We start from the raw sequence: 22,950 nt of genomic DNA, 5'->3' as shown, positions 1-22,950 counted from the left end.
ATATTTTCATTCCGATTCTTCAATTCCGTTTAGTTTCTTGCTTAGTTCGGATTTTTTTCAGCTTGCAGGTAACGGTTCTCAGCTATACGCAGGCAGGGATTTTTACCACTGAACTTCCTACGAAGAACTGAACTTCAAATATAGCACTTTCCTGTCCAACGAAGCACGAAACCCCTGCTTGCGTATAGGTGATGTTAGCGGGTCGTTGTTTTCACTCGGTCAGTTTTGTTTTGCTGAAAATCTTCTGCCTTCGTAAAATATTCAATAGTCAAAACCAACAGCATAAAGCAAAGAAACGTGATTTTTTGCATTACAGCCAGCAATCCCCAGTTCCCTGCTCCATACAAGTACAAAGTGGAATAAAATATTAGAAGGCTCGCAATACAAAACAACGTCAACCAATGATTCTTTGCCTTTAAAATAAAGATGGTAATGTAAAACAAACCAATCATGGTCAGAGTACTTGAAACCGTTACCATAATGTCATGTAAGGGTGTCGCAATTAGAAAGGTGAAAATCATATTAACAACGCCAATTGATATTAAAACCAATTCTGTGTGCTTGTGAGGTATTTTGCGAGAGGTATGAATAAAGAAAAGTCCATATCCAATTGAATTGAAGACCATACCGATAAGTGCCCAAATCCTTGATGGGTTTTCAGTACCATTTAGTGCCTTCGCTAAAAATAAGTTGCTAAAAAAATTCTTTGACCAATCAAAGCCTACAGAATTTTCGTCAAGGATTGAACCCCCAGGATAAAGTAAGGTGGCAATTACAAGAAAAAGCACAGAAATGATTATGCATATTAGAACCGAATACTTTTGCATTTACTTTCGGAATTTAATTAGTACTTTTTTTAATTGTGTTTGAAACCGTCATTTGCAATGCCCGCTAGCTGCTGATATCGGTTCGGGCATTTGTTCTCATATTTATTTTTCATCAGATAAGTTTACATTTCAGTGTGGTTGCTATCATTATTTCCATTTTGACTATCGTTTTTCAGTCAGTTAGGTTATTCTCTGTAAAATTGGATTTCTTGTTTATTATCCACTTATCTGTTTTTAAATGTCGCTTTAAATGTTCCATTTGGTTGTACGGAAGTAAATCCTTTGGGTTTATCTCCGTCCATTTCAAAAGTGACTTTATAACCTTGTTTTCCCTTTACAGTAAAAATATGTTCAGATTGAAATTCAAACTCATCATCTTCTTATCCTGGGACTATTGCAAAAAGTTTGTTGTCTCGGATTTCTATTATTATCGAAATGTTATAAGTTTCTAAAACATAAACACCTGCGTATTTTTGTAAATCGACAATTGCAGAGTTTGTTGTTTTTTTGGTAGTTAAAAAGTCTAACTTTCTTTGAGTTTCTGCATTGTCTTTGAGTTGCAATGATTTTTGATAATATGTGATTGCGTTTGCGGTGTCTTTTTTGGCTAAATAATAATCCGCATACGAATCATAAACATTACTGCTTTCAGGATACCATTCAATGTTTAGTTCAAATAATGCTTTTGCTTTAGTGAAATATTGTTTGCTCAATGCTTCATAAGCAAAATAGTTGATGAATGCTTCGGGTGCTGCATTCATATAGCCCATTTTTTCGGTTACGTTCGCATAATGGGTTTTTAATTTTGAAGCGATTGAAGCAGTTGAGTCCGTAAAGTCTTTTTCTGTTGCATCAAAAAGGTAAAAGTCAAAAATGAAACGCAAACCATCATATTCACTTATCAAGGGTACAGTATTATGAGTTTCGTTTTCATAATACTTTGAGCCATAAATTAATCCATTAGTGTTAGCTTTCAAAAACTCATCCAACTTAAAAATTGAACGAATATGTTGGGTTTCAAAAGATTTATCATTTTTGAATTGTGAAAATTCCATTCCTTTGGGTAGGGTGTTAGCTGTGCCTATGAAAAGTCGTTTGCCATTCATATTTTGTTTTGGAAGTGTAGAAATAGTATTGGTTAAATTCTTTTCATTGTCGTACCACATACTTGGTTCAATAGCGATATAAGCATTAAATAGTTCAGGAAAATTCGTTAGAATGTCAATAACTGTAAGTCCCCCTAAAGAATGACCAACTAACATTTTATATGGTGCAGTTCTATAATTCTTGTCTATATGTGGGATTAATTCGGATGAAAGGAACTCAATAAATGGATTTGGGTTGTTCAAATCATTAGAGGGAACAAAATCTCTTGCTCTATTTGTGTTTTCAATGGCAACCACAATCATTTCAGGCAACGTGCCATTTCCGTTGGCTTGACTATGTTGCTGAATAATTCCAACAGTAGAATAGAAATGTGCACTACCATCTAATAAATACAAAACAGGGTATCTTTTTTCAGGGTTTGGATTAATAGTGGTAGAGTTTGGCGTATAAATCCAAAGTGTCCTGTTTTCATTTAAAATTTTTGAAGTAATAACTTCTTTTTTACCTATGGTTATATTTTCGTCATTTTGTGCTTTTAAACAAAACGAGAACAGTAATAAAATGAGTGTTATAAATATTGTTTTCATAATTTTTTAATTTTCGGATTCTTCAACATATTCAAGAATGTCAGCAGGCTGGCAGTCTAAAACTTTACAAATGGCTTCTAACGTGCTAAAGCGTATGGCTTTTGCCTTTCCTGTTTTTAAAATGGAAAGATTGGAAAGGGTTAATCCTACTTTATCTGATAGCTCGTTAAGCGACATTTTTCGCTTTGCCATCATAACATCAAGGTTTACAATGATTGGCATAGCTTATACTGTTAAGTCGTTTTCGTTCTGGATATCAACACCCTTTTTGAAAATAATCGCAATGATATAAACCACCGCACCCATTAAAATGAAGGCTTGACTGTCCGCCCAAAATTGGTTTAAACTGTCGGTGACAAAGCCGTGATGCATTAAATTTTTAGCTATCTGTCTGGCAATGAAACTAAACAGTCCAATTGCGAGAGTATAGTAGCTAATTTGCAATAATTGGTCTGATACAAAAGTGTTGAAAGGCTTTGTCAAATCCATTTTGTGCATTAGCCTGATAACTATGTAGAATAGGAATGCTTTTAAAATTGAAATGGATAGAATAAAGCTGTATATACCGAAAAAAGCCCATTTGTTGTCTTTAAACATTTCGGTCAAGTCCAATGATTGATAAAGATTTTGGACAAATTCAGGTTTGAACAGACTGAAAATGAAATTTAGAATCAAGCTACCGGCTTCAATGCATAAACCTACAAAAATGACCCAAGCCACAATATGTAAGCCTTTAAATACGAGGTTGTTTCTTTTTGACATATCTTTTAATGAGTTAAAATTGATGTCGCAAAGATAAAGCATATTTATTGATAAACAATAAATAAAGACCTAAAAACAAAAAATATTTACCGCTCTACATCAATAATGTGTCATAACAAATTGATTTATTGATGTTTAGGTCGTGTATAGAAGTCCGAAAAAATATTTCGTTTTGGATAGGTGTTTTTTGTAGTAGCTGTCTTTCTCACAATGCCCGCTAACGTATCGCTATGAACACTGGTGTTTATATTTCTACTTTATTTTTGCCGCTAAACTAATGAATTTTAATTATTAGTAGAGATAAGAAAAAAGATGTAATCATAGTATTCTTGAGTCTTGTTTGAAGCTTGATTCATTCGTTCCATGGCAGAATAAATTGAAAAAACAGGAGTATAATTTTAGTGGTTAATTGGTTTTTCTCGTGCCAAATCTTCAAAATTAAGCCTAATTATTTTCCCTACTAAACCGTTAAAATACCTTTTCAAAGGTTTGGCAAACCACGATCATGCTCTCTCTGGGTACACGTCCAAAAGGTTCTAATTCTCGGGTAAATATGTCCCAATACAATTGTTTCCAATACGCCAAGGATTTGTCGCCTTCACCTTCCAATCGGGCAAAGTCGGCATCAATACTAAAAAAAGGTTTTAATTTTACCGTGGTAATGCGTGCAATACATTGCGCCTGATCATCCCAATTGGTAAAAACCACAAAATCTCCAATTTTCGGAAGAGACTGCTTTCGGTATTGCAACCCTAACAAGGAGCTGGAGGATGCTTTTTTAATCCCTTTTACCACCAGCGAAACGGCTGTATTGGCTTGTATTTCAGAATCTCCAAGTTTTACAATTTTTGGAGCTTCGGCAAAGGCGTGTTCCAAATGGGCATCTAAATAATCGCCCCACATGTTTTTGGCTGAATGGTTATTTTCCATTTAATGTTACTAAGTTGTTTACGAAAATTTACCTGCTTTAAATTGTTTGGTCGCATGTGCAGCAGCACGAGCGGTAAATGCCATATACGTCAGCGAAGGGTTTACACATCCGGACGAGGTCATAAACGAACCATCGGTAACATAGACATTGGGAACTGCATGGATTTGGTTATGACCGTTTAAAACGGAATTTTTTGGGTCTTGCCCCATGCGGGCTCCACCCATTTCATGGATCCCCAAACCGGGCGCATACGATTCTTCATACGGTTGCACCTCTTTGTATCCGGCTGCCGTGAACATATGCACAATTTCCTTAATTATATCTTCTCGCATTCGATATTCATTTTCCTTTAGGCGCACGTCAAAATCCAATAAGGGTAGGCCCCATTGATCTTTTTTAGTAGTACTTAGGGTAACCCGGTTATCGTCATAAGGTAAAAATTCTCCGAAACCGGTAACGCCAATACTCCAATGCCCCGGTTGCAAGATCTTCTCTTTTAGTGCTTTACCGTATCCCAATTCGGCAATGGCATCAGACCAATCGGCCCTGCTTGCCGTGCCTTGATAACCGAATCCACGGCGATATTCCTTGCGCTCCGTCTTTTCGTCTAAATTAACAAAACGAGGAATATAAAAATTGTTGGGTCGCCTACCCTTGTAATAGGTATCCAAATAACCTTCTACCTTGGCACTTGCCCCCAATTTATAATGATGGTCCATAAGACCCCTGCCCAATGCATCCGAATCATTACCCAAACCGTTGGGAAAGCGTTGCGATTTGGACTGAAGTAGGATACCCACAGAAGCCATTGCCGAGGCACAAAGAAAAATCACCTTGGCCTTAAATTCTAACTTTTCATGCGTTTCTGTATCGATGACCCTAACCCCTGTTGCTTTTTTTAAAGAGTCATCATAAATGACTTCGTAAACTGTGGAGTTTGGTCTAAGGGTCATTTTACCGGTACGTTCTGCCGCAGGGAGTGTAGATGAATTACTGCTGAAATAAGCACCAAAAGGACATCCTCGAGAACACCGGTCTCTGTTTTGGCAATACCCTCTTCCTAAAAAATCGGAATGTTCATCCGTAATGTGCGCAGTGCGACCAATGGTTACCAATCGGCCATCATCAAATTGCTCGGACACCGATTTTCTAAAATCTTCCTCTACACAATTTAGTGCCATGGCCGGCTGAAAAATACCGTCCGGCAATTGTTTTAATCCAAGGTTTTGGCCGCTAACCCCAATGTAACGTTCTACTTTATCATACCAAGGGGCAATATCGGTATACCGAACCGGCCAATCAATGCCGATACCTTCTTTTTTATTAGCTTCAAAATCGATATCACTTAGGCGATAACTTTGGCGACCCCATATTAAAGAACGACCACCCACTTGATACCCCCGTATCCAATCAAAGGGTTTGGTTTGTTGGTAGGGATGTTCTAAATCATTGACATAAAAATGTTTATTATCCGCTTTCGGAGCCCAGTTCAATCTTCTTTGAACATGGTAGTTTTCTTGGTCTTGGGCAGTTAATTCGCCCCCATTGGGATAATCCCAAGGGTCGTCATGCATAGTTGTATAATCTTCTATATGATATACCATTCTGCCGCGCTCTAGGACTAAGGTTTTCAATCCCCTTTCACACAATTCCTTGGCTGCCCAACCTCCGCTGATTCCGGTGCCAACCACAATGGCATCGAATTCTTTTTGTGTAATCATTCGTAATTTTTGTATTTATTCTATTCTTATTCCTATATTTATGACTTCGGTTATTTACCAAGTGATACGCAGGGTTGAAACTTTAAATATAGCTTTTAATTCTTAACATTTTAAAACAGGGGTAAAAACATAACGAAGAAAAGGGGTTGAGATTGCAGCAAAACTATTTTTCACACGATTCGTGTATTAGACGACAAATTACATCAACCTAACCGTGTTTTTGAAAACTAATGACGTTGATAAAACAACGAAAAACAAGTAGTGCGCGTTCCTAACCTGCCCGATTGGTGGGGGTAGATGCGCGTACATAGAGTGACTCATTCCTGACCCGAAGCCAAACGCATCGGGATGGTTTAAAAACAACTAATAATCAGTATTTTTTAAAATAGGTATATCAATGAAAACAATTAAAGGACCAGCCGTGTTTTTGGCGCAATTTGTAGATGGTAAAGCTCCGTTTAATTCCTTAGACGGCTTGTGTAAGTGGGCATCCGATTTGGGATATAAAGGAATCCAAATCCCGACATGGGTAGATTTTCTTATCGATTTGGATAAAGCGGCAGAAAGTAAAACCTATTGTGACGATCTTAAAGGGAAAATTAATAGCTATGGCTTAGAAATTACCGAGCTTTCTACCCACCTGCAAGGGCAATTGGTAGCCGTACACCCGGCATATGACCTGATGTTTGATAATTTTGCTCCGGATAGCGTAAAAAACAATCCTAAAGCAAGAACAGAATGGGCCGTAAAAACCGTGAAAAACGCGGCTACGGCAAGCAAGCATTTAGGACTAAAGGCGCACGCCACTTTTTCCGGTTCACTACTGTGGCATACCATGCACCCATGGCCGCAGCGTCCTGCCGGTTTAGTAGAAATGGGCTTTTCGGAATTGGCAAAGCGCTGGTTGCCCATCCTAAACCATTTTGATAAAGAGGGCGTAGATGTATGTTATGAAATTCACCCCGGAGAGGATCTTCATGACGGTGACACCTTTGAGCGATTTTTAGAAGCCACAGGAAACCACAAACGAGTAAATATTTTATACGATCCCAGCCATTTTGTGCTGCAACAGTTAGATTATCTTGCCTATATAGATCATTACCATGAATTCATCAAATCGTTTCATGTGAAGGACTCCGAGTTTAATCCCACCGGAAAAAAAGGTGCTTTTGGGGGCTACAATGATTGGGGGAATCGTGCGGGGCGGTACCGTTCTTTAGGGGATGGTCAGATCGATTTTAAAACTATTTTTTCCAAGCTTACACAATACGGCTGCGATGTATGGGCAGTAATGGAATGGGAATGCTGCATAAAAAGTCCGGAACAAGGCGCAAGAGAAGGTGCGGTTTTTATTCAAAATCACATTATAGAAGCCACTGAAAAAACCTTTGATGATTTTGCAGGTGCCGAAATAGACCAAGAGGTTTTGAAAAAAATATTGGGTCTTTAATTTTGATTGAATGAAAATGAGTTTACCGCTTATTTAAAACACGCCATGTAATTGAGTATGGCGCCAAAAGCCAATTTCTGTAAACACTACAACTATAAAGATTATGAAGAATACCGTATTTATTTTAATTTTTTTGGCCTTCTTAGGATGCAAAGAAAAGACAACAACGCAGAAGGATGTTATCATTGCTGAAGAGATAGCGCAAAGCGAAAAAACTACATCAGAAGCCGATACCTGGGAAATATTATTTGACGGCACCTCCTTAGATCACTGGAAAGGATACCTTACCGAAGATGTATCGGCGCATTGGAAAATTGAAGGAGACGTGTTGGTGCTTTATCCGCCAAAAGAGCGAAAAAATGGGGAAAGTTATAATTTGGTCACCAAAAAGGACTACACCAATTTTGTACTTCATTTGGAGTCGAACATTGCGGAAGGCGGTAATAGTGGCGTATTTTGGGGTGTTAAAGAGGATCCTAAATTTGGGCAACCTTACCAAACGGGGCCGGAAATTCAGATCTTAGACAATGAAAGACACCCCGATGCCAAAGCAGGAACAACGCATCAGGCTGGTGCCCTATACGATATGGTGGCACCCTCAGAAAATGTGGCTCGTCCGGCGGGGGAATGGAACACCATGCAAATCACCATCAACCACGATAGTAATCAGGGCAGCGTGGTTCTTAATGGAACGGAAGTGGTAACTTTTCCAGTGAATGGCGCGCCTTGGGCCGCTATGGTGTCCAAATCTAAATTTGCAGATTGGGAAGCCTTTGGAATATACGCTACCGGGAAAATAGGGTTGCAAGATCACGGGGATAAAGTTTCGTTCCGAAATATTAAAATACGCCCCCTTTAGAACACTATAAACCACTAAATACCAATATAATGAAGTTTAAAAACACCTATCTATTGCCCATTTTGGCACTTACTGTAATCGCATGTCAAGAAAAAACGACGGAAGTGAATGTGGCTACATCTACAGAAATAGCGGATCCGGTAATTGTACACCCTGAATATACCGGAGTAGAACCCACCACGCCCGAGGAAACCGAGTTTTATGAACCTGTGCCCCCAACTGTTGTTCCGGGAGCAAATGGTGCACCACCAAGCGATGCCATAGTGTTATTTGATGGTACTAGTTTTGATAATTGGATAAGCTCCAAAGACAGTACGGCAGTGGCTTGGCATTTAAATAAGGAAGGAAGCATGACTGTGGCCGACAAAACAGGCGATATACAGACCAAGCAAAACTTTGGTGACATTCAGTTGCACATTGAATGGCGTTCGCCGGCAGAGGTGCAACGAGAAGGCCAAAACCGAGGTAATAGCGGTATTTTTCTCAATGGAATCTACGAGGTACAAGTATTAGACAACAACGATAACAAAACCTATACCAATGGTCAGGTGGCGTCAATTTATAAGCAGCATACGCCTTTGGCTATGGCATCGGTACCTTCCGGAGAATGGAATACATACGATATCATTTACCATTCGCCGGAATTTAATGCCGCGGGGCAGAAAATAAAATCCGGTACGGTTACCGTAATTCACAACGGGGTTTTGGTGCAAGATCATGTGGAATTAAAGGGAACCACCCCGTATATAGGATGGCCAAAAAATCCGGCCCACGGAAAAGGACCGCTTAAACTTCAGGATCACGGCGATAACAGTCGGGTAAGCTATCGGAATATTTGGGTACGGGAGTTATAAAATTCTTGTAGGTTAGGGGTTTTTAGACAAGTCGACCTTTTCGTTTAACTTGCTTTTCTACCGTTTTCTATAGTGCTTAAATGACTGCACGGATGGGCTTGCGGTGCACGTACGTTTTGCCAAACAGCGCAAAAGCCAATTTTGTGTGCAATAATCAGAACAGATACGGTTGGTTATTTGGTCTACACGGTTGTTTGCAACTCTAAAAAATGGAATGATGCGTTAAGCCTCCAACGCCATTGAAAATCGGATACAGCCCACAGTTAAAACTGCGGACTACGCAAACAAAAAATGAAATACGAATCGTTTCAATGGTCTTAAAACCTCCGGAGGAAATTTTTGAACGCTCGTAAACAAAATGAATGTATCCATTGGAAACGCAATCATGTGCAATGATTTCTGACCATATCCACAACCAATAACCGGCTGCATTCTTAGGCTTAAAACCACTCTGGCACCAAGAAAATCTGAAATAAGCAATCTTAAATTTTAACTACCTTTGCCTAAAGTAAAAAAACCATTATGATTCAATCCATGACCGGATTTGGGAAGCATGTTGTGCAGCTTCCAACAAAAAAAATTACCATAGAGCTAAAATCATTAAACAGCAAAGGACTCGATTTAAACGCCCGCATTCCAGCCGCCTATAAAGAAAAGGAGCTGGCCTTGCGAAAAATAATTGCCCATTCACTAGATAGAGGTAAAATAGATTTTGGGTTATATATTGAAATTACCGGCAACGAAACCAACGCAGAAATAAATGCCGCTGTAGTAAAGCACTATATGCATCAGCTGCGCGCCATTGCCGATGGAGATGAATTTCGTTTATTAGAAATGGCCCTACGCCTTCCAGATGTGCTAAAAACCGACAGGGAAGATATAGATGCTGAAGAATACAATGCTATTTTAGATGGACTTCATAGTGCGTTGCTTGCCATAAATGAGTTTAGAACCCTAGAGGGTAAAGTGCTCGAAAATGATTTTAACCAACGCATATTGGTACTATTAGCACTGCTAGACCAAGTGGGGCAAATGGATCCGGAAAGGCTTTTAACCATTAGACAACGCCTAGAGAAAGCTGTGGCCGATCTTAAAACCACGGTAGATGCCAATAGGTTTGAGCAAGAACTTATTTTTTATCTTGAAAAATTTGATATTACGGAAGAAAAGCTGCGTTTGGCCAATCATTTAGCGTATTTTAGAACCACCTTGCAATCTGATGACTCTAATGGGCGCAAACTCGGATTTATATGTCAGGAAATTGGCAGGGAAATAAATACTATTGGATCCAAAGCCAATTTTGCGCCTATGCAACAATTGGTCGTGCAAATGAAAGACGAGCTGGAAAAAATTAAAGAGCAAATGTTAAATGTACTCTAATGGAAGGCGGGAAACTCATTATTTTTTCGGCACCCTCAGGAAGTGGCAAAACCACCATCGTAAAACACTTGCTGGCGCATCCCGAGCTTAATTTGGCCTTTTCTATCTCGGCCACCTCGCGTCCGCGGCGCGGCAAGGAAAAACACGGCGAACATTACTATTTTATGACTATTTCGGAGTTTAAAAAACACATTAAAGCCGACGATTTTTTGGAATGGGAAGAGGTGTACAGAGATAATTTTTATGGCACCTTAAAAAGTGAAGTACAGCGGCTATGGGCCGAAGGTAAGAATGTTATTTTTGATATTGATGTGGTTGGGGGGCTCCGTATTAAAAAGAAATTTCCGGATAAAACCTTGGCCGTTTTTGTGAAACCACCAAGCGTTGATGAATTGAAGATTCGATTAAAAAAACGAAGTACGGAAAGCGATGAAAAGATAAATATGCGTATTGCTAAAGCTTCTGTAGAAATGGCAACCGCACCGCAATTTGATCAAATCATTAAGAATTACGACCTCGATGTAGCCCTAAAAGAAGCCTATAATTTGGTGGCCGATTTTATCGGACTCAAAAAATAATCCTGCGTGTTGCGGTCCAATTGACTTCCATTTGGAGTACAATGCTAATTGCGGAATACTAAAGAATTATGAGCAAAACTATTGGACTATACTTTGGTACCTTTAACCCCATCCATATCGGGCATTTGGTAATTGCCAACTATATGGCCGAATTTTCGGAACTAGATGAGGTGTGGTTTGTAATTACGCCCCAAAGTCCCTTTAAAAAAAAAGCAACGCTTCTCGATGATCATCACCGATACCAAATGGTATATGAAGCCACGAAGGACTACCCCAAATTAAAACCCAGTAAAATCGAATTCGGCCTACCGCAACCCAATTATACTGTGCATACCCTTGCGCATTTAACCGAAAAATACGGCAGCGAATATCAATTTGCATTAATCATGGGATCCGATAATTTAGTTGGGTTTCACCGATGGAAAAATTACGAAGTCATCTTAGAAAATCACGATATTTTTGTGTATCCCAGAGTGGGAACAACAACCGCTCATCCATTTAAAAATCACCCAAAGGTTCATGTGGTAAATGCCCCAATAATGGAACTTTCGGCCACGTTTATCCGCACCATGCATGCGTCCGGAAAAAATATTAGGCCCATGTTACCCGACGCCGTATGGACCTATATGGATGAAATGAATTTTTACAGATGAGCCAACCCCTATGCGTTATTCTGTAGTGATTTTCGTTAGAACATCGGTACCCAAATACCCATCGTCCTTATTATAGTACCAGGCTCTGTTTTTGGGGATGCGCATGCCTTTAATTTGTTCCTCCCCGGACAATACGATATATTCCCCATCATTTTTGGCTTCGTCTTTAAAAAACTGATACCCTTCTAGCGCATACGTAGTTGGGTTAATATAAAAATACCAAGTATCACTACCCACTGAAGCATCATACGTAACTTTTAATACAAAATAAGTCTTTCCTAGAAACTTCTTTTTTTGCACCAAGGGATCTAACCGTGTGCCGGGATCTCTTAATTTCATGGGCAATCCGTATAAGTAGGTATAGTAATCCTTCATCATGTGCGCACGATCGCAACTTAAATTAAAGGCCTCCCGATCTTCATTTGAAATGGCAGTGCTTCCATTTAATGCCAATGTACACTCGTTTTCGGCTATGGTGTACGCTACACTATTGCCTTCTTTTTGTACAGTAAGTTTAAAATAGGCCTTGGGAAAATCTAAGGTAATATCACTTATTCGATCTTCGGCCTGAGGTGTTTTTAAGATTACTGATAAGGTACCTCTAAAGTCCTTCCATTCCTGATAGGGGTCGTGATAGCCAATGGCCTTATCGAGTAATTCTGAGGCCGAAATCTCCTGACCGATACCCTCGGTGCCTCTTAAAGAAAATATCAAAAAAAGGATAAAAGCAATACGTATCATACGGGAGCAGCCTTATTTTGTATCAATTTTAGCAGGCTGTACAGAACTATCATGCTCCGAATAATACAAGTCTAACAAGTTTATTACCGCCGAAATCAAATCTTTGGTCTCGGTCAAAAACGTAAAATACAAGGTGGTGTTTTTCGGACTAGATTCCTCTGTTCGGGTTCGGGCAATCTGTTTTTCAATTTTTTGAGAAACTAAATCGAATAACTCTTGTTTGTTCGCCAATATAAGACCAATTTCCTCAAATGAATGGGTATCAAAAGCTTGTTTGGTTTTGGCGAACAACACTACAATTTTTTGCTCCAATTCTTTGAGCTCCTTAATTTGATTGTATTTTAATTTTTTATGATTATTGTGAATATGCTTATGGCTAATTTTCGTTAAATACTCTAACGACTGCGCCATATCTTGTAGATACCCCAAGGTATTGATATAAAAGTTACTTGCTGCCACGCTGGTATCGTCCAAATTTTTGATAAAATAGAAAATGTGATCGCGCAAGTCATCAATTTCTGATGACAACTTTACAACGCCCTTTTTGTTTTTAAGCAAAAGGTTTAGGTCTTGTTTGGCCAAGCCCTCTACGGTATTTAGATACAGTTTGTTACTGCGTTTTACCACATTAGAAATGTTCTTGGCACTTTCTGCAATGACTCCCTGAATTGAACTGCTTTCTGCCCTACGCAAACTATCTTCTGCCCTAATTTCTTTAGATTTTTTATTGTGACTGATATAATTTCTTACCAAAATAAGGACGGCCAAAAACAGTAAAATTGCGATAGCCGCAGGGCCTCCTAGGTTTATAAGATAGGCAATAACGGAAGCGGCCACAAAGGCTATAAGCGCTGTGATAAACCAACCCCCGATAACGTTTAATACACCTGCAACTCTATATACCGCACTTTCTGCACCCCACGCACGGTCGGCCAAAGAAGAACCCATAGCCACCATAAACGTTACGTAGGTGGTAGACAGCGGCAGTTTAAAGGAGGTCGCAATGGATATCAAAATACCTGCTACCATAAGATTCACAGCCGCTCTAACCATATCAAAAGCGGGTAATTCGAACGTTTTTTCCTTAGGTAACGCAATAACGTGCTTCTTAAAACGGCTATCCATATACGTAACAGCAGCGGCAGGCAATAAGCTATTAATAGAGGCCGATAGTCCGACGGCACCACGAACAATGCTTCGTGATAAAAAGTTGGGTTGAAACTTTTCTTTGGCTTCGCCTTCCCGAGAAAGATTAATTTCGGTTTGGGTAACGTGCCTGGCCTTCTTAGAAAACCAAAGCGTAAGCACCATTACAATTCCTGCAATAAACAGCAACAAGGTAGGTGTAGGTACTTTAGAAGATAAGACCTCCATGCTAAATACAGCAGGATCTATTCCTGAGGCTTGCCATGCCTCATACGATTGCCAAGCCGCAATTGGAACGCCAATAAAATTTACAAGATCGTTCCCTGCAAAGGCCAACGCCAGTGAAAAGGTACCGGCAATAATGACTAATTTATAGATGTTGTATTTTATACCTGCCAAAATGTAACATACCAAAAACCAAAACACAAAACTACCTATATTGATGAGTGCTCCTTGAGTATTGATAAAAGCGGACACGGTATCACTAAGCACGGCCGATCCCTTTAACCCTTTAATCAACACAAAAAAAGTAATAGAGGTAAGTGCTAAGGCACCAAATACGGCTCCTATCCATTTGGCTTTGGTTTGATAATTAAACGTGAGCAATAGGCGCGACACATATTGTACTACGGCACCCACACTAAACGCCAGCAAAACAGAAAGAAAAATGCTCGAAACAATTTCTGAAGCTTTAGACGTGTTAATGTACTGCCCCAAAAGTGAAAAATCGCCCGAATCGGCTCCTATTTTTATCAAAGCAACGGCAACTGCAGCACCGAGCAATTCAAAAACAATGGATACGGTGGTAGATGTAGGCATCCCCAAGCTATTAAAAAAATCGAGTAATAGGATATCGGTGATCATCACGGCCATAAATATGATCATGATCTCACTAAAGACAAATTCCCCGGGATTAAAAATACCGTTTCGAGCTACTTCCATCATCCCTCCCGAAAAAATGGCGCCTACGGCAATACCGGTACTAGCCACAATTAAGATCGTTTTAAAAGGGATGGCCTTGGATCCTATGGCCGAATTTAAAAAATTTACCGCATCATTACTGACACCTACAACAAGATCACCCACAGCCAAAATAGCTAGGGCAATAATCATCATAAAGTATATATTATCCATAATTCCGTTCAAAAAAATACAGTCTGCAAATATCGATGCTTGTACACAGTTCTATGTTATCTAAAGGTTATATTTATGTCCTATTTATAAACGTATTGGCATATCTTTTATAGGTGTACCCTATAACATTCCGCAGGGGAAGATAGCCCAAATATTGAATATTCAGGCATAAATGTGTCAATTTATGGGTTCTAATTTGTTTTGAAGCATTCGCTGTTGCGATGTCTTATGAATTGATCCTTTCTGTAGTGCAGTTTGGGAAAGGTTCTTGGTACACCAAACGCGTATTAGTTGCTATTGGTAGTACTCACCTACCGCCCTAAATTCCTATTTCTACCTGAAACCGCACATACCAATTGCGCTTTGCATCACCCAGGAAAAAATCTTGTCGGGTATTGGTAACCTCGGCCTGTATTTTAAAGGCGTGCTCCCAAATATACTTTGTTACCCCTAAGGTGTATTGCTCCGTTTCCGGAAGAAACTCCCTTATTTGACTTTTGGGATAACTTTTAGAATAGCGTCCTATAAGTTCGATATCCTTTGGAAGAAGGTAACTTAATTGCCCATCAAAACCATAACCGGCCAACACGAGGCGTCTTTCCGAAGTATTTAAAGGGTTAATTGTAATGGCATCAGGGGTATTTCTCGACATATAAGCGGTTTGAAAAGACCATCCATTATATTTTAGTATAGCATCTAAAAAAACAGCTGTAAGATCTCTAGCTTCAAAGAGTTCACTGCCTTGCTGCCCTTGAGTCCGCAAGGCGCCGTGATTAAAATGATAGGTGCCCGACAACATCAATTTTGGGGTAGTTTCACGCATGAGATCCCCTTCAAAATAAGCACCACCTTTAGTAAAACTTCCAAAAGGGAATACTTCTAATCGGCCCGTATAGGCCAGTTTATTGTCTGATGTTTTCGTCCAATTGCGACCCTCTCCTGTACTAATGGCCGTTTTTAACTCATAGCCAAAGCTATTTGGTTTAGAATGGATATAATAGGTTTGAAGGCCAAAATCGCGATCGATATTAAAATTGGCATTATTGATGGTTCTGTCTGTTAATTGTAAGGCTCCGGAAGAATTTACACGCTGACGGTTACCGGGTAATTTAGTTTGCCCAAAACCAATATTCCAATGGGCATTAGGACGATAGAAAACTACTGCATCTCTAATAATGTTCACATTTTGACCTTCCTGTATTACGCCCACATCCCCTGGCGCAAAGGACAGCTGTATGGCATATACAAACTTTGGGTCGCCTACAAAACCATCAAACCGCAAACGCAACCTTCTTATTTGGGCAGAAATGCCGGTTTCTTCGCCTTCATCAAATTCAACACTCGCTCTATTTTGCATTCTAAAGCGTATGTTAAACTGAAACAAACTGTCCGGTGCCGTAAGTCCCACCCCTCTACCGTAGTTATAATAAGGGAGTGCCGAAAGTTTTATGTCATTGTCTGAAAGTACGATGGCTATCGTATCCTTTTTATCCTGAGCCATTCCACTAACTCCAAGAAAAAAGAGAACAGCAACTAAACGGTAAAATTTGGCAGGCATAGGTTGTTTTAACGCTCCGCACACAAGCCCCAAAGCGGATACGATCTTTAGGTAGTGCACGAAATTTATGCGTGCAAAGGTAAGTACAAAAATTAAGCTATCACAACAACAGTTTCGGTTTTGAGTTCATGCGCTGTAACACTGAGACGACCAGCCAATAAAGAAGACAACTAATTAATTGTTAAGGCTTCGCATTAGAGGCGCAGACACCTGTGCATTCTCGGTAGGATAGAACTGGGCCGCATCATTTTCTGAGACACTTTTAGCCTTTAATTTTCCTGATACATGAGTACTGCCGTCTGATGTAATGGTAAACGGCAATTCTACAGATTCATACCCTGCAAAAGACACGTTCAGCATATAATCTCCCGGTGCAATATCGGTAAGTTCAAATCTTCCCCAAAGGTTGGTTCGGGTTTGCGTTTTAGTCCCTTTCAGGGATACATGTGCAAACATAAGAGGTTCGTTATACATTTCGGAATCCATAATTTCGCCCGTAACCGTTCCGGTATTTTGAGCGGATAGCACCATGGAAACTAAAAAGACCGTAAGAAGTAAAAATTGTTTCATTTCTAATTATCAACTAACGCACAAAGAAATAACCTTCATTTCAATTGAATGTTCCCATAAGGTTAAAAAACAATATCCTAAAAGTTAACAAAAGGTTATGTAGCCGAAGTGCTTTAGAATTTTTTTTAAAATTCCAGTCCGTAACATGTATCTTGCACTGAATTTATTAGCCCGTTAATTATGCATTGGGAACAACTTCTTTCTTTGAAACGACAAGGGGATACGCACAAAAGATTGCGTAAAGAACAAGACGAAACCCGATTGGGGTTTGAGGTAGATTATGACCGTATTATTTTTTCTTCCTCTTTTCGGAGTTTACAAGATAAAACACAGGTAATTCCGCTGTCTAAGACCGATTTTGTACATACCCGCCTAACGCACAGTTTGGAAGTTTCTGTTGTAGGCCGAAGTTTAGGCCGTCTTGCCGGGAGGCAGATTTTAGAAAAACATCCCCATCTAAAGGAAGTATACGGCTATCATTTTAATGATTTTGGGGCAATTGTGGCAGCGGCGGCATTAGCCCACGATATCGGAAATCCGCCCTTTGGACATAGTGGTGAAAAGGCTATTGGAACGTATTTTAAGACCGGTTATGGCGCAAGATTTCAATCACAATTAACAAAAAAAGAGTATCAAGATCTTATCGATTTTGAAGGAAATGCCAATGGATTGAAATTGTTATCTGAGTCTAGAGAAGGGGTTTTTGGCGGACTTCGGTTAAGTTATGCCACTTTAGGTGCCTTTATGAAATATCCTAAGGAATCTTTACCCAAAAGACCTACCGCTCATATTGCGGATAAAAAATTTGGTGTATTTCAAACAGAGCGGCTTTTTTTTGAGGAAGTGGCCACCGAATTAGGACTGAAAAGGTTGAGTTTGGGAAATGAAATGCGCTATTCAAGACATCCATTAACCTATTTGGTTGAAGCCGCAGATGATATTTGCTATAGCATCATTGATTTTGAAGATGGAATAAATCTGGGGCTTATTTCGGAAGATTATGCGTTAGAATATCTCATCAATCTCGTAAAAGACAACATCAACACCAAAAAATATAGTAGTTTGCCCTTTAAAGAAGATCGATTAAGTTATTTGCGGGCTTTGGCAATCAACACCTTGATTAATGATGCAGTATCCGTTTTTATGGCCAATGAGGAAGCCATTCTTTCCGGCACATTTGATGTTTCCATTCTGGACAAAAGCAAATACAAGGCTCAAATTGATGACATTATCCAGTTGAGTGTTTCAAATATTTATCAATCTAAAGAAGTTATCGAAAAAGAGATTGCAGGTTTCAAGATAATATTGGATATTCTGGATTTCTATGTGCGTGCCATGGTAAACCAAAGAGACGGCTGCCCTTCTAATTATGACATGCTTGTACTATTATCCTTGCCCTCGGCATATAGAAATGTTCAACTGCCCCTGTACACCTTGTTGTTACACCTTTGTTGTTATGTGGCGAGCTTGTCTGATAGTGCCGCCATCTTACTGCATAAAAAAATTAATGGAATGGAAATCTAGCGTTACATCCAAATACCGAATCAAAAGCTATAGGCCAAACCTACCCCCAATAATTGTTTAAATTGAATTCTAGTTTTGCCGGGATTAATAACCGTGCCATCCGGAGCTACTTCGCGATTAAACAGCACGTCGTCGTCGTAAATCAGATGCGTTCCTATAACGGCATTCACAAAGTCGTTTACCGTTAAATTTAAGTTCAGTTCCCAATCTACATCCACATTGCCAAAACTTTGTAAATAATCGGTGTAGAGATTTACCCTGTTTTTAAGAACCATATTCTTATAAATTTCGGTTTCCCAATCATTGCTTACCAAAAAACCAAACTCCATAAATACCCGTTTACCCTCTCTTAAGATATTTCCCTCGGCATCTACCAGTGCCCTTTCTACTCCGAAAGCCCCTCTATTGGCCAAATCCTGATCTAAAACATAAGTAGATTTATGGGTGATAGGGGAAATATAAAGATTGAATTTTTTGCCTTCCGGAATAAACGAAGCACCAGCACCTAAGAAAAAATAACCGGGTGCCATAAACCGTGAAATAGGTGTTTCTCTATCGGGGTATCTAAAACCGTTAGAAAATTGTGTATTAAAATTTGCCTTCACGGAATAGTACCAATTACTGATTGTGTCTCTGCGGTACGCAAAAGTGGAACTTAGCCGAATAGCATCGTCCGTTTTGCGCCAAACACGCCCTTCTTGCGCGTTCCATCCGTAGCGTAAATCCATTAAATTATCCCATTGGATGTACCGAAATTTGTAATTCCGGGAAAATTTCATATTTCCCAAAGCCGTGATGGAATTGTCGCCCCCCGCATTCCAATTCACAAAGGCCACCTCGCTCATATTTACCCCTATTTGATTTACCTTTTCCCAAAAGGAAGGCACTCTGAACCTTTTGATGCGCTTGTTTAAGGGTTTTGTTTTTTTAAAAGAAATAAAAGGGTTAACCAAATTAATGCCTCGGGTAACGTTTTTAATTTTTTCTTGTGTAGCGCGTATCACCACAGTGTCTACCACAGTGGTGTCAATTTCTTGAGTTAAAGGAATACTGTCTTGCCCTAGAACACTCCAAGGAAATAGTCCTAAAATAAAAATAAGTACACTAATTTTACGCATGTGAAAGACGGGTTAAAGAATTTGGTTGAGGTATGCTTTTATGGCAAAGATATCCATTTGTGCTATTTTATGAAGTTCGTTTATGGTACCGTGTTCCAAAAAAACGTCATCGATTCCAAAGATCTTTATGTTTTTAGAAATATTCAATTCATTAGCGAATTCTAGCACTGCACTTCCAAAACCTCCAATTTTACAGCCGTCCTCTACCGTTACGATGTGGGTATAGAACTTAAAAACCCGTTCAAGTTGGGCTTTATCCAAGGGTTTTACAAAGCGCATATTGTAGTGGCCTATGGCCTCCGGCGATCCCATCTCTTTTATAAGTTGTGTTACCAAGGTTCCTATGGGGCCAACAGAAAGAATGGCAATACGCCTGCCCTCTTTTAATACTTGGCATTCCCCGATCCTTAGTTTAGAAAAGGGTACGTTCCAGTTCTTAACAGTGCCTCGCCCTCTAGGATAGCGAATGGCGATCGGATGCGGCAGTCCTAACTGCGCAGTGTACATTATATTGCGGAGTTCCAGTTCGTTCATGGGAACAAAAATAATAAGGTTGGGGATACAACGCAAATACGCAATATCGTATACGCCGTGGTGCGTAGCTCCATCCTCACCCACCAGTCCTGCCCGGTCTATGCAAAAAATAACGGGTAGATTCTGCAAGGCCACATCATGGATAATTTGGTCATAAGCGCGCTGCAAAAACGTGGAATAGATAGTGCAAAAAGGGACTAAGCCTTCCGTTGCCATACCGGCGGCCAGCGTTACCGCATGCTGTTCGGCAATACCTACATCGAATGCTCGTTCTGGCATTTCATCCATCATTAGCTTAAGGGAACTGCCTGTGGGCATGGCCGGTGTAATCCCCACAATATGTTTGTTTTTTCGGGCTAAATCCAGCAAGGTAATACCAAATACATCTTGGTACTTTGGCGGTAGGTTTGTTTCATGTCCCCTTTGTAGTTCTCCTGTGGTCGAATTGAATTTTCCCGGAGCATGATAGGTAACTTGATCCTCTTCTGCCTTTTTTAAACCTTTCCCTTTCTTAGTAATAATATGCAGGAATTTAGGCCCCTTCTTTTTTTTTATCTGCTGTAATTCTCGCAATAATAAGGGCAAATCATGACCATCTATGGGGCCTGTATAATCAAAATTTAATGCCTTTATAATGTGGTTTTGTGCTCGTTTTTTGTTCAATTTTACTTGTGTAAGATATTCTTTTAAGGCTCCTACACTAGGATCTATACCAATGGCATTGTCATTTAAAATGATCAGGATATTGGCTTGGGCTACCCCAGCGTGGTTTAATCCTTCAAAAGCCATACCACTGGCTATGGATGCATCGCCAATGACAGCAATGTGCTGCCTTTCTTCATCGCCACGTAGTTTGGCGGCAATGGCCATCCCTAAAACTGCGGAAATGGAAGTAGAACTATGTCCGGTCCCAAAGGCGTCGTATACACTTTCTGAACGTTTCGGAAAACCACTGATACCTCCTAATTGTCGATTGCTTTCAAAATCCTTTCTTCGCCCTGTCAATATCTTGTGTCCGTAGGCTTGGTGTCCCACATCCCAGACGAGTTTGTCTCTTGGGGTATCAAAAACATAGTGTAGTGCAATGGTAAGTTCTACCACCCCCAAGCTGGCGCCCAAATGACCTTCTTTGGCAGCCACTGCCGAAATGATAAATGTTCGTAGCTCATGCGCAAGCGGCAACAGTTGGTCTGGACGCAACTTACGAAGGTCTTCCGGTTCTTCTATTTGATCTAGATAAGGCATTATTGGCGACAAATGTACGCTAAAATCGTTTTTAGAGCCCATTTAATACCCTCCTAAGTTGTACTTTTGAGGCTATGGAATTGGATGATCGCTATTTTATGCAAAAGGCACTGCAGCAAGCCGAAATTGCACTAGATAAAGGCGAAGTACCCGTAGGTGCCCTAATTGTAATACAAGGGAACATTATTGCAAGGGCACATAACTTAACGGAGCTTTTAAATGATGTTACAGCCCATGCAGAAATGCAAGCGATTACGGCTGCCGCTCATTTTTTAGGCGGAAAATACCTTAAAAACTGTACCTTATATGTTACTTTGGAACCGTGCCAGATGTGTGCAGGAGCCTTGTATTGGAGTCAGATATCTAAAGTGGTTTATGGCGCTTCCGACCCGGAAAGAGGCTTTGTAGCCTTAGGCACAAAGCTACATCCTAAAACAAAGGTTGTTGGTGGCCTTCTGGCACCTGAAGCGTCGCATTTGTTACAACGCTTTTTTATACAAAAAAGAAACCTAAACTAAATCTATTTGGTTCTACAAGTTGATGGAAAATAAGTTCAACAACTAAAAAAACTGTATGTTAACTTCTATGGGGTAAGAAGCATACAGTCTAAAAATAGATTGAAGCTAAGAAAAGGGAATCCGATCAAAGGCTTTCCCCATAGTAAAAATTACCGCCCCAAAGGTTTAATCAACACCGCGTTCATGCTTTGCTTTGCAAGCAACACGAACGCTTAGTTGTTAGCCACTGGCATTATTTCCGAGCCAAAAATTCTTTCGCAGTCATAATAGGAATTATTGAGTTTTTAAAATCTTTTTTATTCCGTGTTATGATTATATCAATTTGATTTTCGATTGCAGAATAATATTGAAGTGCATCCTCAAAATCTGGAAAATTGTCATCACTTAATGCTAACTCTGTTATTTTGTCATCTAAACTCAATAATTCAACAAGCACTTTAAACTTTCTTAAGATTTCTCTCGCATTTTTTGAAGATTTAAATTTTGTAAGAATATAATTTGTGTTGGCAAATGTCAAAGAGGAAATTGTAAGTTCTAATTCTTTTTTGTCCGCACGAGAAAATAAATCAGCAGCCTCATCATAGAATCTATCTCTCTTTGAAAGTAAATCTATAACGATAGTTGTGTCAATCAATAGTCTACTCATTTATATTTCTCAATTAAGAAATCAGCATACGCATCTTTTACATCAAAATCTTTATCAAGCGAAATCACTCCACTCAAACTTTCAACAAGAGGTGTTATTTCCGCCGAATTTCTTTTTCGTTTAGCGAGGGTTGTCAAATACGATTCGATAAGTTTAGACAAACTGATATTATTCGATTTAGCATAATTTTTTGCATTTTCGATTATACTTTTATCTAAACTTAATGTGAGTTTCTTGTCCATAAAATTTGTTTTACGTATAAATTTAAGAATTTATTACGTAATTTTAATTCTCTTCCGGATTTTTTTTGTAGCTAACGTGTTGGCTATGATTACGTTGCGAGTAAAATCCATAGGATTTGCCGAGTAGGAATCATAGATTGTTAAAAGTAGGAATTTTTAAATTAACCACAAACAAGCAATGGATTATGTACTTTAGCCCCCAATAAGTTCGGAGTGATATTTTAAATTTCAAACTAATACATTTGAAAGATGAAATACAAGAAAT

At 39.4% G+C, this 22,950-nt stretch carries 22 protein-coding genes; 8 read left to right on the top strand and 14 right to left on the bottom strand.

Going from position 1 to position 22,950, the window contains the following annotated elements:
• Positions 1 to 194: 194 nt before the first annotated feature.
• The 6 genes from U1E44_RS16025 to U1E44_RS16000 form a co-directional block, all read right to left on the bottom strand.
• Complete coding sequence (locus U1E44_RS16025; protein ID WP_322932127.1) at positions 195 to 827, bottom strand: hypothetical protein; 633 nt, start codon at positions 825 to 827, stop codon at positions 195 to 197.
• A 380-nt stretch (positions 828 to 1,207) separates the two neighbouring features.
• Complete coding sequence (locus U1E44_RS16020; RefSeq protein WP_322932126.1) at positions 1,208 to 2,521, bottom strand: alpha/beta hydrolase-fold protein; 1,314 nt, start codon at positions 2,519 to 2,521, stop codon at positions 1,208 to 1,210.
• 6 nt (positions 2,522 to 2,527) lie between these two features.
• Positions 2,528 to 2,743 carry a helix-turn-helix domain-containing protein gene (locus U1E44_RS16015; RefSeq protein WP_322932125.1) on the bottom strand — a complete coding sequence of 72 codons (216 nt, stop codon included), beginning with the start codon at positions 2,741 to 2,743 and terminating at the stop codon, positions 2,528 to 2,530.
• Between the two features lie 3 nt (positions 2,744 to 2,746).
• Positions 2,747 to 3,283 (bottom strand): DUF2975 domain-containing protein, encoded by a 537-nt coding sequence (locus U1E44_RS16010; protein WP_322932124.1) that lies wholly within the window; start codon positions 3,281 to 3,283, stop codon positions 2,747 to 2,749.
• Positions 3,284 to 3,751: 468 nt separating this feature from the next.
• Positions 3,752 to 4,213 (bottom strand): ASCH domain-containing protein, encoded by a 462-nt coding sequence (locus U1E44_RS16005; protein ID WP_322932123.1) that lies wholly within the window; start codon positions 4,211 to 4,213, stop codon positions 3,752 to 3,754.
• Between the two features lie 18 nt (positions 4,214 to 4,231).
• Complete coding sequence (locus U1E44_RS16000) at positions 4,232 to 5,935, bottom strand: GMC family oxidoreductase (protein WP_322932122.1); 1,704 nt, start codon at positions 5,933 to 5,935, stop codon at positions 4,232 to 4,234.
• A 397-nt stretch (positions 5,936 to 6,332) separates the two neighbouring features.
• On the opposite strand from U1E44_RS16000, the gene U1E44_RS15995 reads away from it, so the two are divergent.
• The 6 genes from U1E44_RS15995 (at position 6,333) to nadD (ending at position 11,709) form a co-directional block, all read left to right on the top strand.
• Complete coding sequence (locus tag U1E44_RS15995) at positions 6,333 to 7,385, top strand: sugar phosphate isomerase/epimerase family protein (protein ID WP_322932121.1); 1,053 nt, start codon at positions 6,333 to 6,335, stop codon at positions 7,383 to 7,385.
• A gap of 103 nt (positions 7,386 to 7,488) precedes the next feature.
• Positions 7,489 to 8,244 (top strand): 3-keto-disaccharide hydrolase, encoded by a 756-nt coding sequence (locus U1E44_RS15990; RefSeq protein ID WP_322932120.1) that lies wholly within the window; start codon positions 7,489 to 7,491, stop codon positions 8,242 to 8,244.
• A gap of 29 nt (positions 8,245 to 8,273) precedes the next feature.
• Complete coding sequence (locus U1E44_RS15985; RefSeq protein ID WP_322932119.1) at positions 8,274 to 9,098, top strand: 3-keto-disaccharide hydrolase; 825 nt, start codon at positions 8,274 to 8,276, stop codon at positions 9,096 to 9,098.
• 522 nt (positions 9,099 to 9,620) lie between these two features.
• A complete protein-coding gene (locus U1E44_RS15980) occupies positions 9,621 to 10,478 on the top strand; it encodes a YicC/YloC family endoribonuclease (protein ID WP_322932118.1) in 858 nt (285 codons plus the stop codon).
• Positions 10,478 to 11,056, top strand: a complete 579-nt coding sequence (gmk, locus tag U1E44_RS15975; RefSeq protein ID WP_322932117.1) for a guanylate kinase — start codon at positions 10,478 to 10,480, stop codon at positions 11,054 to 11,056. Before U1E44_RS15980 ends, gmk begins: the two co-directional genes overlap by 1 nt.
• Positions 11,057 to 11,124: 68 nt before the next feature.
• A complete protein-coding gene (gene nadD, locus U1E44_RS15970) occupies positions 11,125 to 11,709 on the top strand; it encodes a nicotinate (nicotinamide) nucleotide adenylyltransferase (RefSeq protein ID WP_322932116.1) in 585 nt (194 codons plus the stop codon).
• 15 nt (positions 11,710 to 11,724) lie between these two features.
• Here nadD and U1E44_RS15965 read toward each other — a convergent pair whose 3' ends face one another.
• The 4 genes from U1E44_RS15965 to U1E44_RS15950 all read right to left on the bottom strand — a co-directional run bounded on the left by U1E44_RS15965 (position 11,725) and on the right by U1E44_RS15950 (position 16,858).
• On the bottom strand, positions 11,725 to 12,450 hold the full coding sequence (locus tag U1E44_RS15965; protein ID WP_322932115.1) for a DUF6503 family protein: 726 nt from the start codon (positions 12,448 to 12,450) through the stop codon (positions 11,725 to 11,727).
• Between the two features lie 12 nt (positions 12,451 to 12,462).
• Positions 12,463 to 14,730: an inorganic phosphate transporter gene (locus U1E44_RS15960; protein ID WP_322932114.1), complete on the bottom strand. Its 2,268-nt coding sequence runs from the start codon at positions 14,728 to 14,730 to the stop codon at positions 12,463 to 12,465.
• Positions 14,731 to 15,049: 319 nt separating this feature from the next.
• Entirely contained in the window at positions 15,050 to 16,288 is a 1,239-nt protein-coding gene (locus tag U1E44_RS15955) for a porin (protein ID WP_322932113.1), read from the bottom strand.
• 174 nt (positions 16,289 to 16,462) lie between these two features.
• Positions 16,463 to 16,858: a carboxypeptidase-like regulatory domain-containing protein gene (locus U1E44_RS15950; protein ID WP_322932112.1), complete on the bottom strand. Its 396-nt coding sequence runs from the start codon at positions 16,856 to 16,858 to the stop codon at positions 16,463 to 16,465.
• A 180-nt stretch (positions 16,859 to 17,038) separates the two neighbouring features.
• Between U1E44_RS15950 and dgt the strand changes: the two genes are divergently transcribed.
• Positions 17,039 to 18,382 (top strand): dGTP triphosphohydrolase, encoded by a 1,344-nt coding sequence (gene dgt / locus U1E44_RS15945; protein ID WP_322932111.1) that lies wholly within the window; start codon positions 17,039 to 17,041, stop codon positions 18,380 to 18,382.
• Positions 18,383 to 18,402: 20 nt separating this feature from the next.
• On the opposite strand, the gene U1E44_RS15940 is transcribed toward dgt, so the two are convergent.
• Positions 18,403 to 19,500 (bottom strand): DUF3078 domain-containing protein, encoded by a 1,098-nt coding sequence (locus U1E44_RS15940; protein WP_322932110.1) that lies wholly within the window; start codon positions 19,498 to 19,500, stop codon positions 18,403 to 18,405.
• A gap of 12 nt (positions 19,501 to 19,512) precedes the next feature.
• Positions 19,513 to 21,321: a 1-deoxy-D-xylulose-5-phosphate synthase gene (locus U1E44_RS15935; RefSeq protein WP_322932109.1), complete on the bottom strand. Its 1,809-nt coding sequence runs from the start codon at positions 21,319 to 21,321 to the stop codon at positions 19,513 to 19,515.
• 32 nt (positions 21,322 to 21,353) lie between these two features.
• Here U1E44_RS15935 and U1E44_RS15930 point away from each other — a divergent pair, with 32 nt between their 5' ends.
• A complete protein-coding gene (locus U1E44_RS15930; protein ID WP_322932108.1) occupies positions 21,354 to 21,797 on the top strand; it encodes a nucleoside deaminase in 444 nt (147 codons plus the stop codon).
• Positions 21,798 to 22,029: 232 nt separating this feature from the next.
• On the opposite strand, the gene U1E44_RS15925 is transcribed toward U1E44_RS15930, so the two are convergent.
• Both U1E44_RS15925 and U1E44_RS15920 read right to left on the bottom strand, forming a co-directional pair.
• A complete protein-coding gene (locus U1E44_RS15925; RefSeq protein ID WP_322932107.1) occupies positions 22,030 to 22,443 on the bottom strand; it encodes a type II toxin-antitoxin system VapC family toxin in 414 nt (137 codons plus the stop codon).
• Positions 22,440 to 22,685 carry a DUF6364 family protein gene (locus tag U1E44_RS15920; RefSeq protein ID WP_322932106.1) on the bottom strand — a complete coding sequence of 82 codons (246 nt, stop codon included), beginning with the start codon at positions 22,683 to 22,685 and terminating at the stop codon, positions 22,440 to 22,442. The genes U1E44_RS15925 and U1E44_RS15920 overlap by 4 nt, the downstream gene beginning before the upstream one ends.
• Positions 22,686 to 22,950: the final 265 nt, after the last annotated feature.

Origin of the sequence: Aurantibrevibacter litoralis (assembly GCF_034651555.1) — a bacterium.
Lineage (GTDB): Bacteria > Bacteroidota > Bacteroidia > Flavobacteriales > Flavobacteriaceae > Aurantibrevibacter > Aurantibrevibacter litoralis.
Note: the sequence above shows the minus strand (reverse complement) of the source record. Positions and strands in the feature narration are given on the sequence as shown.